This window comes from Paenibacillus sp. FSL W7-1279 (assembly GCF_037969845.1).
Lineage (GTDB): Bacteria > Bacillota > Bacilli > Paenibacillales > Paenibacillaceae > Paenibacillus_AQ.
The window spans coordinates 6,826,133-6,844,844 of sequence record NZ_CP150215.1; the positions used below are offsets into that span (position 1 = coordinate 6,826,133).

At 39.6% G+C, this 18,712-nt stretch carries 14 protein-coding genes; 1 reads left to right on the top strand and 13 read right to left on the bottom strand.

Going from position 1 to position 18,712, the window contains the following annotated elements:
• Positions 1–96: 96 nt before the first annotated feature.
• From MKY82_RS31055 to MKY82_RS31115, 13 genes are all read right to left on the bottom strand, one after another.
• Complete coding sequence (locus tag MKY82_RS31055; RefSeq protein WP_339294978.1) at positions 97–1,497, bottom strand: undecaprenyl-phosphate glucose phosphotransferase; 1,401 nt, start codon at positions 1,495–1,497, stop codon at positions 97–99.
• Complete coding sequence (locus MKY82_RS31060; RefSeq protein ID WP_339294979.1) at positions 1,494–2,405, bottom strand: glycosyltransferase family 2 protein; 912 nt, start codon at positions 2,403–2,405, stop codon at positions 1,494–1,496. The genes MKY82_RS31055 and MKY82_RS31060 overlap by 4 nt, the downstream gene beginning before the upstream one ends.
• Positions 2,406–2,516: 111 nt before the next feature.
• Complete coding sequence (locus MKY82_RS31065) at positions 2,517–3,443, bottom strand: glycosyltransferase family 2 protein (RefSeq protein WP_339294980.1); 927 nt, start codon at positions 3,441–3,443, stop codon at positions 2,517–2,519.
• A gap of 77 nt (positions 3,444–3,520) precedes the next feature.
• Positions 3,521–4,405: a dTDP-4-dehydrorhamnose reductase gene (rfbD, locus tag MKY82_RS31070; RefSeq protein ID WP_339294981.1), complete on the bottom strand. Its 885-nt coding sequence runs from the start codon at positions 4,403–4,405 to the stop codon at positions 3,521–3,523.
• A complete protein-coding gene (rfbB, locus tag MKY82_RS31075; protein WP_339294982.1) occupies positions 4,402–5,424 on the bottom strand; it encodes a dTDP-glucose 4,6-dehydratase in 1,023 nt (340 codons plus the stop codon). The genes rfbD and rfbB overlap by 4 nt, the downstream gene beginning before the upstream one ends.
• Positions 5,425–5,490: 66 nt before the next feature.
• Positions 5,491–6,036 (bottom strand): dTDP-4-dehydrorhamnose 3,5-epimerase, encoded by a 546-nt coding sequence (gene rfbC / locus MKY82_RS31080; protein ID WP_339294983.1) that lies wholly within the window; start codon positions 6,034–6,036, stop codon positions 5,491–5,493.
• A gap of 21 nt (positions 6,037–6,057) precedes the next feature.
• A complete protein-coding gene (locus tag MKY82_RS31085; RefSeq protein WP_339294984.1) occupies positions 6,058–6,801 on the bottom strand; it encodes a sugar phosphate nucleotidyltransferase in 744 nt (247 codons plus the stop codon).
• Between the two features lie 40 nt (positions 6,802–6,841).
• On the bottom strand, positions 6,842–7,759 hold the full coding sequence (locus MKY82_RS31090) for an NAD-dependent epimerase/dehydratase family protein (RefSeq protein WP_339294985.1): 918 nt from the start codon (positions 7,757–7,759) through the stop codon (positions 6,842–6,844).
• A 53-nt stretch (positions 7,760–7,812) separates the two neighbouring features.
• Entirely contained in the window at positions 7,813–8,787 is a 975-nt protein-coding gene (locus MKY82_RS31095) for a glycosyltransferase (protein ID WP_339294986.1), read from the bottom strand.
• Positions 8,788–8,801: 14 nt separating this feature from the next.
• Entirely contained in the window at positions 8,802–10,076 is a 1,275-nt protein-coding gene (locus MKY82_RS31100) for an ABC transporter ATP-binding protein (protein ID WP_339294987.1), read from the bottom strand.
• Between the two features lie 54 nt (positions 10,077–10,130).
• The gene (locus MKY82_RS31105) at positions 10,131–10,922 is read right to left on the bottom strand and encodes an ABC transporter permease (protein WP_339294988.1); all 792 of its coding nucleotides are present in this window, start codon (positions 10,920–10,922) and stop codon (positions 10,131–10,133) included.
• Between the two features lies 1 nt (position 10,923).
• Positions 10,924–14,142: a glycosyltransferase gene (locus MKY82_RS31110; RefSeq protein ID WP_339294989.1), complete on the bottom strand. Its 3,219-nt coding sequence runs from the start codon at positions 14,140–14,142 to the stop codon at positions 10,924–10,926.
• Positions 14,143–14,230: 88 nt separating this feature from the next.
• Entirely contained in the window at positions 14,231–15,697 is a 1,467-nt protein-coding gene (locus MKY82_RS31115) for a methyltransferase domain-containing protein (RefSeq protein ID WP_339294990.1), read from the bottom strand.
• A gap of 553 nt (positions 15,698–16,250) precedes the next feature.
• On the opposite strand from MKY82_RS31115, the gene MKY82_RS31120 reads away from it, so the two are divergent.
• Positions 16,251–18,710 (top strand): O-antigen ligase family protein, encoded by a 2,460-nt coding sequence (locus MKY82_RS31120; RefSeq protein ID WP_339294991.1) that lies wholly within the window; start codon positions 16,251–16,253, stop codon positions 18,708–18,710.
• The last annotated feature ends 2 nt before the right edge of the window (positions 18,711–18,712 follow it).

Genomic DNA, 18,712 nt, shown 5'->3' on the forward strand with positions numbered 1-18,712 from the left:
ATTTGGCCAGCAACTTTAGTCGATATCTTCTTCTAGGTCAGGTAAATAAAAAACGCCATCCGGCTCATGCCTGATGACGTCATCATTAAATTACAATCAGTATGCATTTTTGAATCCGTTACGGATCGTGCGCAGAATGATTTTGATATCAAATAGAATGGACCAATTCTCGATGTAGAAAATATCGTGCTTGATCCGTTCCTCAATCGAAGTGTCCCCACGCAGGCCGTTGCTCTGCGCCCATCCCGTGATGCCCGGGCGTACGTGGTGTTTCACCATGTACTTCGGAATTTCCTCTTTGAACTGTTCCACATAATAAGGGCGCTCCGGTCTAGGGCCCACCACGCTCATATGACCGAACAGAACATTGAAAAACTGAGGTAACTCATCCAGACTGGTCTTCCGGAGAAACGAACCGAAATTGGTGCGGCGTGGATCATTTTCCACGGTCCAGCCCGTATCCGGGGCCCCCTCCGGTTGCGGCTTCATGGACCGGAATTTATACATATAAAAGTTCCGTCGGTTCAACCCCACCCGCTCCTGCTTGAAAATGACGGGTCCCCGGGAAGTCAAACGGATACCCAGGTATATCCCGATCATCACTGGAAGGGTGAGGATAATCGCCACTAACGAGAATACAATATCGAATGCTCGCTTAAACAGTCGGTTTGCCGCTAGATCCAGCGGGATATCACGCACGTTGATCATCGGCATCCCCGCGAAGTTATCAAACACCGGCCGTGCCGGGAGGTAATCGAAAAAGTCCGGGATAATCAGCGTTCGGACACCGGCCTTTTCACAAGCGGCAATGATTTCAGGGTATTTGTGGTGCGCATCCAGTGGAAGGGCTAGCACGACCTCATCCACGAGCTTTTCGTTTAGCACCTTATGTAGATCGCTGACCGAACCCAAGATAGGTTTAAGCCTTCTCGCTTCGATCTCGTCCCACTGCTGGTAATCATCCAAGAAACCGATAACTTCATATCCAAGCTCCGGGTACTGCTTCAGATTTTTGAAGAAGCGCTTGCCCAGCGATCCTGCACCCACGATGAGCACAAATTGGCGATTGTAGCCTTTTTCCCGAAAATGCTTCAGGGACGTCTTTAAGAAATAACGGTACAAAATGATGAATGCTACATTGAGAATCATGTATATCGCAAGATACCAACGGGAGATATTCACTTCCTTCACAAAGAACATTAAGCTGAGTAGGATGAACATTCCAATGAAATGCATCTGGAAGATTTTCATGAACTCGTCTGCGAAGCGTTTTTTCCGCTTTGGTGAGTATAAGGAAATCATGATGCCGACAACTACGGCAACCGCTCCGTATATCAAACTCCACATCCCATATGATTCGATGGGCAGAGGTTTTTCGTACGGAAACCAACCGCTTTCGAATTTCATCCACCAAGCGAGCAGAAAGGCCAGTTGGATGAAGACAAAGTCAGTTAACATATACAACTTGGTCAGGAAACCCTGATTCTGGCGTATCATGATTTCACCTCCACTCCACCTGAAGTTTGCGTTATCGTTGCAGGACGAATGGGCTTAAGCCGGTTCGTGAGCAGGGACAGGAGCAATTTTAAACCAACGCCCGCATACACGGCTCCATTAACGAATATGTTGTATTTCTGCCGGTAATGCTTCCGATGGAAAAGAATCATCGCCCGATGGAACTCAAAAATAATTTTGAACGGCCGGCGCCGAGCGCTGCCGCCTTTATAATGGATGATCGTCGTGCGAGGATAATAGTGAATGCCCCATCCCGCCTGCTTGATGCGATAGCACCAGTCAATATCTTCCCCATACATAAAGAACGTCTCGTCCAGCCCGCCAACCTGCTCAATCGTCTCGCGGCGTACCAGCATGAACGCTCCAACCAAACAATCTACCGGAAACTCAACGTCCGGATTCAAATACCCCAGCTGATACTGGTTAAACTCCGGCTTGTTCGGGAACAGCTTGCTGAGCCCAAAAGCATAGTAAAAAGAAGCTGCAGGAGTTGGGAATCCTCTTTTACAGGCCTTATCCAGCGAACCGTCCGGGAGGACGATTTTACAGCCGGAGGCACCGATTATCGGATTATAGTCCATAAAAGCGACCATCGTCTGTATCGTATCCTGCTGGATAATCGTGTCGGAATTTAGCAGCAGCATATAGCGGCCTTCCGCCACTTCCATCCCCTGATTGTTGGCTTTAGCAAAGCCGGTATTCTCCGTGTTCTCGATCAACTTAACCTGCGGGAATAACTCCCGAATGGTCTGAACCGACTCGTCCTTCGAGTTGTTATCTATCAAAATGACTTCATATGTATACTCCGTCTCTGATGCAAACACGGATCGCAAACAGTCCACCGTCAGTTGACAAGTATTGTAGTTCACGATTAAAATGCTTAAATCCATTGCATAACGTCTCCTGACAAATATAGTAATCTATCGACATTATAGCATAAAGAGGCAGGTCGGGCAGGAATAAAGAACTTCAATTACTAAAATCTAGTTATGGATGACTCTTTATATATACCCCAGAAGAATTAAAAAACGAAAGAGTGACTGCTCTATAATTGATTGACGATACAGTTTTGATTTTTTAAGGAAATAGATTTTTTCTCTAAGTCGTTCCCTAGGAGCAATAAAAAGTTCAAGTTGCTCTCGCTTTTTCTCGTCCATCAAATGACCGTAAACTCGGTGAAACTCTCTTGCTTGCATGATAAGAAGATGCTTCCCCTTATGTTTTAAGTAACTGCGATATTTCTGTTTTAGTTTGTTGAATAAAGAGTTACTTCCACCTACGACATTTTTTTCATGCTGGCGATACAGTATCGAAGGACGTTTATCATATATTACATTGCCGAATCCAGATACCAATAAGTAAAACCACCAATCATGCATAATGATTTTACTATGATCGACCTCGCATCCTTTAACAAATTTATTTCTCGCCGCCCTATTTATCGTAATGGTTGCTCCAACAGCAATATTTTGCACTAAAGCATTGTAAAATGAAGGTTCCTTCGAAGGGGGCTTAGGCCAAGTACCAAGAGTATTCAAATCTTTATCTGTAAGCTCCGTTGATGTGAATACAATCGCAGGAATGTGAGCCTCTTGAGAACGTAACATGCTTACAGCACGCTCAATTTTATGCTCCAGCCATACATCATCCTGATCGCAGAAACAGTAATAATCCGCATGGGGATCGGATTGCTGAACCAGCTCAAAAAAACTGGAAACAACGCCCACATTACTCCCGGCGATCACTTTGATTCGGTCAGGATGAACTTTTGCATATTCCTTTAATAAGGCAAGCGTTTGATCGGAAGATCCATCATCTCGTACAAGAACGGAAATGTGTGGATAACTTTGTTTTAAAATACTTTGTAGCTGAGCGTATATATAATGCTCCCCATTATAGGAAGACAGCAGCACCTGAACCTGTTTCATTTCATTTATGACCTCCAAACCACGGCTAAATATAACATAAGGCCTGATCATACAGATCAGGCCTACATTTGCTGTATTCACTTCAAGTATAGTTCAGGGTGCTGTTTCATATCCAGCATAAACTGCTTCAATCCCTCTCGCCAATGCGGCAGATCTTGCAACTGATTTAAACGGATCGAAAGGTGGTCCATTACGGAATTAGCTGGTCGAGGGGCTGGTCGTGGAAACTCTGCCGTCGTGCAAGGTTGCAGCTCAGCCGTTATCTCTAGCCCCAATTGATCTCGTGCTTCTTCAAAAATAGCCTGCGTGAATTCATACCAAGTACAAGAGCCGCTGTTGGAGGCATGATATAAACCGTATTTTTCTGTGGAAATGAGGTTTAACAAAAATTTTGCTAGATCTACCGTGTAGGTAGGAGAGCCCTTTTGGTCATTAACCACCTTTAAAAGTGGTTTTTCCTGACCTAGACGGAGCATTGTCTTCACAAAGTTATTCCCGTGTAGCCCGAACACCCAAGATGTTCTCACGACAAACCACTTGGAGCAGAAATCCCGAATCATTCGCTCGCCCGCCAGCTTGGATCGGCCATAAATCGTTTGTGGGTCAGTGTCGTCATACTCAACATAAGGCGTCTCACTAGTACCATTAAAAACATAATCCGTGCTTATATAGACTACTGTAGCACCCATCTTTTCAGCGGACACTGCGATATTTCGGGTACCTATAGCATTCACAAGATAAGCACCATCCGTATCGCTTTCGGCTGCATCCACGGCCGTATAAGCCGCACAATGAATGATGGTATCAGGATTATAAGCAGAAATAACCCGTCCGCATTGCTCCATGTTCGTAATATCCAGTTCTACTCTTCCGCAGCCTATAACCTGATACCCAGCTTCAGCAAGAACATTTGTTACATCCTGCCCCAACTGACCATTTGCCCCAGTTACGAGTACCTTCATTCAACTTCACCCAACCGCTTGCCGTACTGCTGGGTAATATAATCCCGGTAAGCCCCGGACTGGATTCGAGTCCACCAATCCTTATGGCTCAAAAACCATTGAATCGTTTCCTTAATGCCTGTCTCGAAATTATGTTTTGGCTTCCAGCCGAGCTCATTCGTGATTTTTGTAGGATCAATGCCATATCGGCGATCATGGCCAGGACGGTCTTCCACGTAAGTGATCAACGATTCGGGTTTGCCAAGCTCCTTCAGAATGGTTTGCACAATATGCAGATTGGTCCGCTCATTGTTACCCCCGATGTTATAGATCTCACCTATTTTCCCTTGATGGATAACAAGATCGATCGCACTGCAATGATCCTCAACATACAGCCAGTCTCGTATATTCAAACCATCCCCATACACTGGAAGGGCCTCATCATTTAGAGCCCGAGAAATAATAAGGGGAATCAGCTTCTCAGGGAATTGATATGGACCGTAATTATTCGAGCAGCGGGTAATGTTAACCGGCAGACCAAAGGTCTCATGATAAGCTCTTACAAGCAGATCCCCACCTGCCTTGCTGGCTGAATAAGGACTGTTCGGAGCAAGTGGTGTCTTTTCTGAAAACAGCCCCGTCTCACCAAGAGAACCGTACACTTCATCCGTTGATACTTGAACAAACTTCATTACGCCATATTTCTTGGCTGCATCCAAAAGAACTTGTGTACCCAGGACATTCGTGTTCACGAAAATCTCCGGTTCCAGAATGCTACGATCCACGTGTGACTCTGCGGCGAAGTTAACCACCACGTCGATACCCTGCTGAAAAATAGCATCTACTGCTTGTTTATCTGCAATATCCGCCTGCACGAATGAGTAGTTTGGCTGATCCTCAATCGATTTCAAGTTTTCCAGATTACCCGCATAGGTAAGAGCATCCATATTCACGATCTTATAATCCGTATGCTGCTGCATCATATATAAAATAAAATTGCTGCCAATAAATCCGGCACCGCCAGTGACCAGAAGTTTCATAAGGGCCTCCCTAATACTCTTTAATCATATTATACTCATCGATTCGTATCAATGAGTGAATAAATTCTAGAAGTTCATTTCTGCATCTGCCAAAACAGGGTGCTGTTTATCCTTTTCCGAAAGAATAGGATTAAAAGTTGGCCAGTCGATTGCAAGAGCAGGATCATTCCACAAAATCCCCCTGTCATTCTCAGGAGAATAATATTCATCAACTTTATAAGCAACCTGCGTATTTGGAACTAAAGTACAAAACCCATGGGCAAACCCCTCAGGTACAAGAAGCTGCCTCTTATTGTATTCACTTAAAATGACACCAGCCCATTGTCCAAACGTAGCGGATTCCCTTCGAATATCAACTATAACATCATAGATAGCTCCAGAAATAACTCTAACCAGCTTCGTCTGAGCTTTGGGATTCAGTTGATAATGAAGTCCACGAATGATTCCCGGCTCTGCTGACAAAGATTGATTGTCCTGTATAAAATTGTGATTGATGCCATTGGAATGCATAACTTGTTCATTGTAGCTTTCCATAAAAAAGCCACGGTGATCTCCATGGACCACCGGCTCAATAATTTTTGCACCTTCCAGTTGCAAAGGGATTACCTTCATAACTACGAGGCCTCCTTGTCATTACAACTTCAGTTTTCCAAACTCTTCTCCAAATAAGATTTCCTTTGCCAATTCATTAGCTCTTGCCAGAGAAGTATGAGTACCCGCATCTGTCCACCAGCCCTCAAGTATATCAAAAGTAAGAGTCCCATTCTTAATATATGCATTATTTACATCAGTGATTTCCAATTCGCCCCTGCCGGATGGCTTAAGTGTCTTAACAATGTCAAAGACTCCATGATCAAACATATAAATGCCTGTAACGGCAAAATTACTCTTCGGCTCTTTCGGTTTTTCTTCAATGGAAATAATGCGGTCTTCTTGCAGCTCTGCTACGCCAAAACGATGAGGGTCCTGAACCTGTTGCAATAACAGCTTTGCCCCTGTAACCTGCTTGCGAAAATTGTCAACAAACGGAGAGATGTCATCCTTAAATACGTTATCACCAAGAATAACTACCATTTGATCGTTACCAACAAAGTGTTCAGCCAAGTCGAGTGCCTGTGCAATGCCACCAGCCTCGTCTTGTACTTTGTATGTAAAGGTTACGCCCATTTTACGACCGCTACCCAAAAGATTTACTACATCACCCATATGATCTTTGCCAGTGACAATTAGAATATCTGTAATATCTGCTTGTTTTAGTTTATAAACGGCATGAAAAATCATAGGATATTTTCCTACAGGCAAAAGATGCTTATTAGTGACCTTTGTAAGTGGGTATAGACGTGAACCTGTACCTCCAGCTAAAATAATGCCCTTCATTATTGATAAATCCCCTTCCCAGCTAATGAACTATTTTTCACTATGCCATTTGATTCACTAGTTGATCGATTCCTTCTTTTAATGAGTAGCGAGGAATAAAACCCATTTCTCTTATTTTTGAAATGTTTAATGCATTAGAGTGAATAGTTGCTGTACAAGCTGCTTTATGCACAACTTCTATTTTTCTACCAGTAGCTTCCTCTATCAAATCAATAGCTTTAGCCAGAGAATTACCTTGTCCGCTTCCAACATTAAATTCGTCGCCGCGGCTCTTGGTTTTCTTAATAATTAGATCCGTCGCTTTAAGAAAATCATTAATAAAAATAAAATCCCTAACGGTGTTTTGGCTTACCCATAACTCGATTGCTTCCCCGGAAAGTGCTTTATTAATCATTATGGGGATAATCCCCTGTTTCTTTAAGGGATCCTGTTGACCACCGTAAGGATTCGATACTCTTAACACAACGTAATGAAATTCATTGGATTCCAACATCTTTATTCTCAGCAAGTTCTCAAAATACACTTTTTGCAATCCATATATATTAACTGGTCTTAGAGGGTGACTTTCCTGTATAAGACTGACCTGAGTATCCCCATAAACTGTTCCTGCTGAAGATATAAAAACAAACTTACGAACTTCTTTTCGCTCACAAACATTGATAAGCTTAATAAAAGAAGTGTAGTTAGACTGTAAATCATACTCAAGATCAATAAAGCTATTAGTTGAATTAATATGATTAACAGCATGAATAACTATACTGTTTGCTGGAATAACATCTTCATAATCTTCAACGTTAAATAAATTTGCTTCATAAAAGGTAATAGATGGATGTAGTTTATCTACATAATAAGAAGATTTTCCAATAATCCGCACATCTTTATTCTCATCGTGGAAATAATTCGCAAGATGGTAACCTAAATAACCACATCCCAAAATTACATATGTTTCCTTCTTCATCCTTCCATCATTCCATCATTCCTCATAATTTATTACCATCTGATTTTAGTTGACTATTCAACAATATATTTAAACAAACTTTCTCTTAAATTCTGCCGATCCAACAACTCTAATTCAGGTTCATTAATCCCTTTCTTTTGGGCAGAATTGATATAGGACCTCAATAGCCAGACCATCTTATCATTTCCTTGAACATTAATTGATTCAGCCATTTCCTCAAAATCAATCTCATTATTATTATTAAAAATGTCGCTTCCCTCAAAGCGGTGGAGGTTAGCAGCATAAATCCAGCATATTTCAAAAAGCATATGCTTTCGATTAGTTTTTATGGTATTTGTTCCATGAATCCGATACCGCATGAGACTGTCACTAATAATAGCACATTTTGTTTGTTCTGCAGCTCGCAATGCAAAATCCCAGTCATGGGCAAACTTTAAGTTACGCATTCCGCCTATTATCTCAAATAATTCTCTAGTAAAAACCATATTGCTCGTTGTAGATATGAAGTTTGACATCAATAAGTTTCTGGTAAAATCTTTATCTTTGGCAAAGCTTTTCTCTTTATTCGGAAAAGGCCACGGCTCCATATTCTCCCAGCCCCTTTTTATTCCCAGCACGTCTCCTGTATCGTTAATAATTTTAATGTAAGAGCAAACAAAATGAACATCAGGCTCACTTTGGAGAAGCCTTACACATTTCTCCAAACGGTTCTTTTCATACAGATCGTCAGAGTTCAATATTGTAAGATAATCACCTGTTGCCATATGAAGACCACGATTAATCGTATTATGTGCTCCTGCATTTTCCTGCGCTATTACAGTGATCCGGTCATCCTTAAAAGATCTTGCAACATTCAGCGAGTCATCCTTAGATCCATCGTCGATTACGATTAATTCTAGATTTTCATAACTTTGAAAAAGTACACTTTCTATTGCATCAGTTATATAATGCTCGTGGTTATACAGCGGAATAACTACTGAAACCTTTTTATTTTGGTCAAAAGGTATTTTCTTTTTCCGAAAAAACATACCACTCTATCCCCTTAATTAACTTTTTCTAATGTAATTTCAGTTGGGACCAGATATCCACGACCTTCTTGATATGGGCGTGGATCTCTAACGACAATTATCAACACATCATTAATCCATTGAATTTGCTCATGTGCCTGGTAGGTTCCATTTGCTAATGCAATGTCGAGAGAGTATTTACCGCTTCGCAAATAAGGAAATTCGAGTGCAAAGCGATAATGATATCGCTGATTTGCCACCAATGGTTCCAGTTGAATCTTTTCAAAATGAGTATTCGTTACGATTACAGTGTTACCTAGTGGATCTTTTAACGTAAAACCCAGAATGGGCATATCTATATGCCTAATAATTTTTAGGGTGAAATCAATATAAATTGGATCGCCACCTGCAACAATACTGCTCTTTTTCTCTGTTTCCTGATTAATCAGTCTTACCGTTTCAAAAAAACCATCCCCATTACCAAATGCCTGTGGGCGAGATTGTCCCATATCTTCTTCAACTTCTTCTGAATCGATGTCACTACTTTTGTATACAGTGACGGCTTCCATTTCTTTAACGTCATAACTCATAAAGGCTTGATACTCATCCAAAATTTTATCGGGACGTCCCTCTTTGAAAATTCTGCCTCCATCCAACCAAATAATTCGATCACAAAAGCTAGCTAGAACCCCTGTATCATGACTTACAAATAAGACTGTTCCTGTTTTCTTTATTTCCCTGATCTTACGGTAGCATTTCTGCTGAAACCGCATATCCCCGACACTAAGCGCTTCATCCACAATCAAAATTTCGGGATTAATATTAATGGCTATTGCAAAAGCCAATCTGACAAACATACCACTCGAATACGTTTTAACTGGTTGATGAATGAAATCGCCAATATCAGCAAAATCCAATATTGAAGGGATACTTTTTTCGACATACTCCCTCGAGTATCCTAAAAGAGTCCCATTCAGATAAATATTCTCCATTCCAGACAGGTCACCATTAAACCCTGCTCCAAGCTCCAATAAAGCAGACAACTTCCCTTCCACGTCAATAGAGCCTGATGAAGGCGTCAACACGCCTGCAACCATCTTTAACAAAGTGGACTTTCCCGAACCGTTTTTACCGATGATTCCAACGGTTTCTCCTCTTTTCACTTCAAAAGAGACATTATCTAATGCAAAAAACTTTTTATGATATTTTTTTTTAGTAGGACTAATGACTTCTTTTACCCGATCCATAGGAGTCTGATACAACTTGTAAATTTTGGATAAGTTCCTTATTTGTATTAAGGCATCTGACAAATGAATTACCTCCAATTACACACCAATTTCGTCGAAACAAGATATAGCGACTAATTACAAAACATCCGCAAAATGAGGCTTCATTTTTTTGAAGAATACAATGCCAATCAAAGCAGTAATTATTGTAATGCCCCAAAAATACAGTGTCTGATTGGGATGTTCAAAAAACCATACTCTGTTAATTAAAGCTTCTCGATAGCCATTAACAATATAGTAAATTGGGTTTAATTTAACGATCCATCTATAGGGTTCAGCGATGATGTCTTCCACCCACATAATAGGTGTTAACCAAATTCCAAATTGAAGCAAGATTCCAACAATCTGCGTAGTATCCTTGAAGAATACATTAAGTGTTGATAAAAAATATGATAATGCAGTAATTAAAGCAAAGATACAAAAATTATAATATAAAATGTCAATCAAATGGATTCCTGGAAACATTCCATATAGTGTAAATATAATAATTAAAAGCACATTAAAAGCAATGTTCAGAAAAAAAGAAGAAGTCACTTTAACCAAAGGCAATAAACCTATTTTAAAAACCAGCTTCTTTACAACAAAAGAATAACTTGTAAAAGCTCCTGTTGCATTTATAATTGCATCTGCAAAAAAGTTCCACGGAATCATGGCCGCGCATAGCCATAATATAAATGGTACATTTGAAATCGGCTGCGCACGAAAGCCTACTTGGAAGACAAACCAAAAAATCAGTATTGTCATAAGAGGTTGAACGACTGCCCAAACAACTCCGAAATATGAGCCAGAAAACCTACTTTTAAAGTCGCTTTTAGACATATTTATAAGGAGCTTTCTATTTCTCCACATGTCCAGAACTGAATTCAACATACTACCTCCCAATCCCAACTTCCAATTCACTGTTATTGTATTTTCTCATAGCCTTTTCAAAACTTTTTTTCATTAAGCCAGCTGCTCTTTCAGAAGAAAAGAACTCTAGACTTTGTTCTGTGCAGTTAATGGCATTTTCTTTATATTGGGACAAGTCAGCATAAAAACGATCGAAATCACCTTTGATATCTTCGATTTCGTGGCTTTTGGTAATTACCCCGTTGCTATTTTCATTTACGAATAGAGCGATATCACCCACATCAGTGGAGAATATAGGAGTGCCTACACACATGGCTTCAATACACACAATAGGCAACCCTTCAAATAGAGAAACCATGACCAATCCATCAATTGCCTTTATAAATTCGGAAACATTGGATATGTATTTTATCCGATGTATGCGGCTTTTCAGCCCGCTTCCTTCAATCAGTCTTTCTATGTCTGCCGAGGCCTCTCCATCTCCTACCATTACAAAGTCAACATTCTCATATCGGGTTGTAATATATTGGGCCAGCTGAAACACTTTTCTAGGTTGCTTTTGTTCAGTAAAACGACCCATAAATGCAAAATATAATTTATCCGGATCCAAATTAAAACTCTTGAGAATCTCCGGCCTGGAATAATTATCATTAATGGCTGTCCGAATTTTCTTCGTATCCGTTGCTGAATATACCAAGTCAATATCATCCGGGTTTATCCCATAAGAGGTAATAAATTTACTTTCTATCTTTTTATTTATAGCAATAAATCGATCATATGAATGTACAGCAGGTCTGTTGTAGTATTCAATCCATCCATATTTGTAATCATAGACATCCTGAACAACAATCGGAACGCCATTAAAAACTCGCCTTATGTTTGAAGCATTATCCATAGTCCATGGAGAACTGTTACATATCCACACGAGATCAGGATTATAAATTTCTTTTAATTTCTCGAGATTGAAAATATAGTGATCAAACGTAGAAATTTCAGCAAGATCAAAATACGCCAAACATTTATCTGCCACTTGGCTGTATAAGCTCCCCTGTTCTACACGGTGAGGCTCAAAAGTAATGACTACAAAATCGAATTCATCTTGTATCCGGTTCATAATTTCGATAGTATTTTTTTCGACACCACCGACAGCCATAAATACAGGTAAAACAAATATAATGGGTTTATCTTTTTTTACTTGTCTAACTCCAATGTCATTATTCCAATGAACAGTCCGTAACTCATTATTAAATATAAGGCTCCCCTGGGGCTTGAAGTTAGACATGGTACCCGAAAGATCAATTTTCCGGTCTAAGTTACGACTGCCTGGGAGTCTAATGAATCTACCAACAACATCACCAGAATTATTCCATTCTCCATCATTCCTTGATAGGGATTTTTTTTCGATTACTGAATCTTCAATAGAGTAACCACTTACGATGGGATAGTAATCTAAACTATCAGACAGGATTGCAAAATCGTAATCATACTCCAACAAACAGAGAATGGCATTTAGAAACTGTGTATTCTCCAAAGCATACTCAACATCTGTAATCTTATAAATGTATTCAGAATACTCAACACTCGAACCAGATCCATATGTTTCAATACGAACATCAGGCAGAACCGCACAAATGTTTTGATAATTTTGCAATAAATTATGTGCATCTTGTCCTTCTGGAACGATTACATGAACCCATACTCCTCTTCTGGCGGAGTTGTCCACTTGATCCAATACAAATTCGTTGCTTTTGAGATTTTTTCTTTTTTCAAAATAATTCAGAAGTTTTCTTGGCAGCTTTCTAAGCATCCTCAATATGTTTTTCAGGCTTCTCAAAAATCTTTTTAATAACAAGTAATCCAGACTAAACCCGATTTTAATGAATTTTGTATCAGGAGGTAAAAATGAACTGATTAGAATCGGATCATTTTCATTGGAAAAAGAATACCTATTCTCACCCGACAGACTTCCATTTGAATAGTCAAAGGTCACTGCTTGAACAGTTCCATCAGATAAATGCGCTTGGGCAAAGTTCAATTTAATATTGCAAAAGTGATCCAACGGATCAAAGCGAATTCTTCCCTTCGGTTTGTCACGCATATCAATTTCTATTGTTACATTTTTTTCACCGGCTGTATGAAAAACGACAGAATTGGCTTCTGTAAAGTTGTTATCCTTATCATAGAAAACCTGTGTTTTACCAAAAAACAAATATCTGAACACGTATCTTTTGGCTTGAGAAGGTTTAGCTGAGGCACATTTATCATAGCCATAAGCAAGCCCAAGGTACATATAATAGCTAAATACAATAGAGTATAATTTTGAGCATAACCTCTCAACCAAATAGCTGTTATTATTAGCCAAAAACTTTTCTAAAATTTTTGTAAAGTGTTTGAATAAAAAAACCAATATTCGGCCGGAATCCCCAATAAAATCTATTGTTTTATGGGACATTACATATCTTTCATATTTTTCATTAAATTCGTCTATATTCACTTTTATTTCTTCGGCACTTAGCTCAGGGTGCAGACGTTTAAAGGTATTCATTTCTTCTCCTGCCGAAAGCTGTCGTTTGCAAAATTTTTCTACACTAGAATAAACATGATCATGATAGGCAAGACAATTCGGATTATATAAGATCTGAACTCCTCTTTTATATAACCGATATCCAAGCTCAATGTCCTCAAATCCATATTTTTCAAACCTTTGGTCAAACAGACAGTCCAATTCTTGGAGCTCTTTGCGCGCAATACTAATATTAGAGGTATAAAAGTGCCTGAAATCAACATATTCAAATGGCTTCATGCCGACAAACCCGAATTGCTCACATCCAATGTCAGTAATATGCTTCATAAGATGGTTCATTTGAATGCCTTCTCGCCATTCAATCCTTCCAAGCATGGCGGTTTTACTTCCATTTTTCAAAAAGGATTCATAATGCTCGTTAATGAAATTGGGTTCAGGAAAAATATCGTCACCAGTAAAAATAATTATATCCCCTGTTGCATGTTGATAAGCGTTGTTTCGCGCCTTGGCCGCTCCACCATGTTGGTTTTTAAGAACCTTAACAGGCAAATCATTGCATGCTTCCAAAATTGCAACAGAATTATCAGATGATTCATCATCCGAAAATATAATTTCGTATTTATATTTTGTAGCTTGATCGACGATTCTCCAATGCTCTAGCAAAGATGGCAGTAGCGGAGCTCTATTATATACCGCTATAATTACACTAACTTGCATTTTGACACTCCTTTTTAATAAAGCAAAATCAGCATATACCGTATACCTTTCTTGCTCATCAAGTCTCTTGAATTTTAAAGTCGATGATTTATTTTTTTATTTTATTTTTCAACGATTTAAAAAAGTATAAGAAGCCTCTTTTCTCTGCTAATTCTCTAGTTTCTTTCAAAAGTTCTCCTTGTGACAGAACTAAAGAGGTTAAATTCTCCAAATAATTCCTTTCTTCTTCTGATTTTGCGTTTAATTCATTTAACTTAGTGTGTAACTCTTCAATTCTGTCCATCTGTTTATCAAGCTGTTTTTGCAAAATTTGATGATTTTCTTCTCTGCTTTGTCCTTCAACCTGCAAGACATCGATTTGGGAAGATAGCTCTTTTTGTGTTTTTTCAAACATTTCCGAGAGTTGCGTAAGCAAAAAAGTATTATTTTTACTTGCTTCCGTCATTCTATGGTAAAAACCATTAATGAACTCACTTAACTCAACCTGATTTAATACTTTAAAATATCCATTTATAGTAATAAAAGTTGCTCCTGCGAATTCACCCTTGATTTCAAACTGAGGATCTATATTCATAAAAACAAAGCCTGTTCTGTAGTATTCCAAAGCATTTAATGGCAGTGAGCTTTCAACAACTCCATCTGTTAGAACTTCTTGGATACTGCATATACAAAATTGATTTTCAATAGGATCGAATCTGAAACTTTTCGCATTATTGAACTGTGATATATCAAACGTTATTGAAAATTGATTATCCTCGTGCACTTTAATTGCCGCATTTTGCTTGTTTAACTGTGTATATATATTATCTTCTTCAGCCCCGTAAAGAGTTGCAATCGAGGTACCAATAGGGTTGTCATACTTATAAGCAGAATTTAAATCAACCTGCGATAAAGTATTTTTATCGTCACTGCACACCGCAATCATATATTTTTCCACGTCGTCAAGATCTTTATTTTTCAACATTCGAACATTTAAATCCAGACTCGACTCATCAATGATTGAAGAAACCATAAACAGAGACTGATTATAGATCAAAACATTTCCAAATTCATTTGATAAAAAATCTCTAAACTCATCGGGATAGAATTCATGAATATGGAACGGATTGTGATATCCACTCTTATCGGTATACACCGTTTTGTTCGGTGTGGAGATGATTAAAAATCCTGTAGGTTTTAGAACTCTCTTTGCTTCTTTTAAAAAAGCATTTTGAACTTCTTCATTAACATGCTCGATTACTTCAAGGTTAACAATACAGTCGAATTCTGAATCAGGAAATGGCAATTTTTCCAGAGAAGCTTGAATAAATGATAAGTTATTTTGGGCTCCATAATGATCTTGGCACCATGAGACGGTTTCGTCAGAAATATCAATCCCTACTATACTGCTGGCAGCTTGGGACAAAATGAAAGAACCGTACCCCGTCCCACATCCGGCATCTAAGACTCTCAAATCCTTAACATTCTTAGCAACAATTTTATATCTATGAATATGCTCAGCCTCTATCTCTGCTCCATCATGGCTTGGAATAAATCTTTCCCCAGTGTACTCCATAAAAATGTGACACCTCCAGCAATTTTCAATAAAATTTTTATTCACACCATTCATTTGGCAACAGACATGCTCACTAAAGAAATCTAAGTTCTGAAGTGTGTTCATGTACTTGTTAGTTTTAAGTTGACACTGTTGAAGATGACTAAACACACAAAATTTAGTAGTTAATTGTGGTATGGCCCTACTAAATCTTGTGTGTTGAATAATGTGATCTAATTTGAAAAGAAGATTGTAACCCTTATCAAATTCAGTAATACAAGCACAACCGTCGACCCGAGGCGAAATCAGGCCGTCGCAGCCCGGGCTTTAATTCCATGATTTTACATCGTTTAACTCATCCACTAGGAATACTACTAGCGAATTTTTCTATATATATTGTCATGAAGTTCTCATAAGTATACTACATGCATCCTTTATAAATACACAAAAGTAGATTCTATGTTCACCAAATAGCGGTAACAAGCTTCCGGCCATAACTAAAGCAATATCTGGCTCCTTCCTATTCGTTTATGCTAAAATATTGTCGTATCTACACGAAAAGGAGCTAATTACGTTGTCGAATCCAGTATACGGTAAAAAGGCCACCACGTCGAGAAAAGCTAAGACAAGATCGCCTTTATTTTGGGTGTTGATTTCAGGAATTATTTTGTTCCTGGCTTGGACGCCGTTCCAGACTGCTCTATTTAACGGACAAATGCTAGAATTTGAGAAACCGATTTTCTGGGCTGCTATCTTAGCATGTCTACTAATAATTCTCTGGATTGCTCATTCCTATAAAAGCATCCAACTACAAGATCAAAGAGATTGGCTAGCTGTGAGTGTGCTTTTACTTCCCGCAACATACATACTCTCACTCATTAGCGCCGCCTCTCATGTTCTTGCCATGAATATGGTCATCATTAATTGTATCTACGCCATTATGTTTATCATCGGATTATATGTGTTACGCGAGAATTTGGGAAATCGAATCATTAAAAATACAATTATGGCTGTATCATATCTTATTGTTGGTTTCGGTTTGCTCCATTGGTTTGGGCAGGGCAAGACTGCAGGTGCCATTGCGAAATGGTTTTCCAATACCGTTTTAAACGGTACGTACACTCATGCCGTCATGACTGACTCCAACGGTCTGCGACTCACTTCCGTATTCCAATACGCCAATACCTATGCGGCTTTTCTAATGGCATTCCTTTTCGCGGCAGTCTTTTTCGTTACGACATCTCGAAAATGGTACAGTCAAGCCTTTCATAGCTTCATGCTGGTACCCATCATTGTATCGCTGCTCTTGACGTTGTCTCGGGGCGGTCTGGTGATGTTACCTGTTGTGTTTGTTTTGTTACTCTTATTCCTGAAGCCAGCTAAACAATTATTGTGGATCCTGTACTGCGGTATAGCGGGCGTGACTTCACTGATCATTTCTAAACCGGTAACAGAGTTAGGGTTGAAATTAAATGAAACCTTTAGCAGCAGTGGCGCCCTTAAGGGCTGGGGAATTTTGCTTGGTGTGTCCGCTATTGTAGGACTCCTCGGATGGGCTATACAAAGTTTTATTGCTCCCAAACTTGAACGGTCTTTAGACAATTGGTCTGCTAGAAAAACCTCCAACTTATGGATTCCACTCGGTTCCGTTGCTATTGGAGGCCTGCTGATTTTCCTATTCATCGGTACTGGATTGAAAAATATACTGCCACAAAACATCAGCGTCCGACTCGAAAATATTAACTTTAATCAGCATAGTGTTCTGGAACGCTTTACATTCTATAAAGACGCCATGAAGGTACTGGCTGACTACCCGATCATCGGAGCCGGAGGCGGAGCATGGGCTTCACTCTATGAGCAGTATCAAAACAACCCATACACAAGCCGTCAAGCACATAACTTCTTTTTACAGTACTTGATCGAGGTTGGAATTGTCGGATTTGTGATATTCATGTCGTTTATCCTGTATATTTTCTACAAGTATATTCGCGGTTATATCAAGAGTAATGAGGAAGAGCGCAGCAGCCATTTTCTATATTTCATTATCGTTCTATCGATACTGATCCACAGCATTTTGGACTTTAACATGAGTTATGTGTTCATGGGAATTCTTGTATTCCTGGGACTTGGCGGAATGGCTGCCGTTATGGATAATAAGCCAGTGAAAAAATGGAGCCTCAAAGATTCAACTGCCAGAGGTGCATATAGTGCAGTCGTCGGACTTTGCGCTATTCTCGTTATGATTACATCCATCGGGTATGTACAAGCCGCAGACTCGGGAATGGAAGCACGCAGAGTCGTTCAGGTTAGCACTTCGTTTGAAGAGATTAAAGCGCCATTAGACAAAGACCTTGGTATCCGCCCGAGTCATCCTGACTCGCTACTGTTAACAGCATCACTCTATCAGACGGTATATAAGCAAAATCAAGATGAGAATTTTTATAACGCATCTGTTGATCTACTTAACAAAGCGTTAAAAGCTGAACCATATAACAAGTCTATGCTACGTCGATTAATTGAAAGTTACGAAATGAAACAGCAACCGGAGCAAGCCTATGAAGTTCTTATCAACAATGCCTATAAATTTAAATGGGACATTAGCTGGTCCGAACAAATTATCAATAAAGGTTATGATCTTGGCATGAAGGCTATTGGTACGGGTGACAACGCTTCGAAGGATAGATACTTCAAGCAAGCAACCGAAGCGTTTGCCGAGGTTCAGACAGGTATTCAGCATTTAAGTACATTGCCGGAAGGACAACTGCAAGGGCGCTCATTTGAGAACACACCAGATATGATCCTCCATACAGGCAAAATGTACTACATGATGAATCAACCGGAGCAGGCGGCAAATGCGCTCAAGATAGGCATCCAGGATGACCTGTCTCAGCCATCTGCTCAAAAGATAGTCAGATGGTACCTTGCTTCGCTTCAGAAGCTAGGCCAGAGCGACGAAGCGTTGCTTGAGAAGTTAAAGCAAGTTGATCCAAATGCGGAGCAAAACATCAAGCAGCTGTCAGATCTTCAATTCTAAGT

What these genes read in the sequence shown, in the direction of transcription:
- MKY82_RS31055 (WP_339294978.1), bottom strand. Translation starts at nt 1,497, where the DNA reads ATGATACGCCAGAATCAGGGTTTCCTGACCAAGTTGTATATGTTAACT.
- MKY82_RS31060 (WP_339294979.1), bottom strand. Translation starts at nt 2,405, where the DNA reads ATGGATTTAAGCATTTTAATCGTGAACTACAATACTTGTCAACTGACG.
- MKY82_RS31065 (WP_339294980.1), bottom strand. Translation starts at nt 3,443, where the DNA reads ATGAAACAGGTTCAGGTGCTGCTGTCTTCCTATAATGGGGAGCATTAT.
- rfbD (WP_339294981.1), bottom strand. Translation starts at nt 4,405, where the DNA reads ATGAAGGTACTCGTAACTGGGGCAAATGGTCAGTTGGGGCAGGATGTA.
- rfbB (WP_339294982.1), bottom strand. Translation starts at nt 5,424, where the DNA reads ATGAAACTTCTGGTCACTGGCGGTGCCGGATTTATTGGCAGCAATTTT.
- rfbC (WP_339294983.1), bottom strand. Translation starts at nt 6,036, where the DNA reads ATGAAGGTAATCCCTTTGCAACTGGAAGGTGCAAAAATTATTGAGCCG.
- MKY82_RS31085 (WP_339294984.1), bottom strand. Translation starts at nt 6,801, where the DNA reads ATGAAGGGCATTATTTTAGCTGGAGGTACAGGTTCACGTCTATACCCA.
- MKY82_RS31090 (WP_339294985.1), bottom strand. Translation starts at nt 7,759, where the DNA reads ATGAAGAAGGAAACATATGTAATTTTGGGATGTGGTTATTTAGGTTAC.
- MKY82_RS31095 (WP_339294986.1), bottom strand. Translation starts at nt 8,787, where the DNA reads ATGTTTTTTCGGAAAAAGAAAATACCTTTTGACCAAAATAAAAAGGTT.
- MKY82_RS31105 (WP_339294988.1), bottom strand. Translation starts at nt 10,922, where the DNA reads ATGTTGAATTCAGTTCTGGACATGTGGAGAAATAGAAAGCTCCTTATA.
- MKY82_RS31110 (WP_339294989.1), bottom strand. Translation starts at nt 14,142, where the DNA reads ATGCAAGTTAGTGTAATTATAGCGGTATATAATAGAGCTCCGCTACTG.
- MKY82_RS31115 (WP_339294990.1), bottom strand. Translation starts at nt 15,697, where the DNA reads ATGGAGTACACTGGGGAAAGATTTATTCCAAGCCATGATGGAGCAGAG.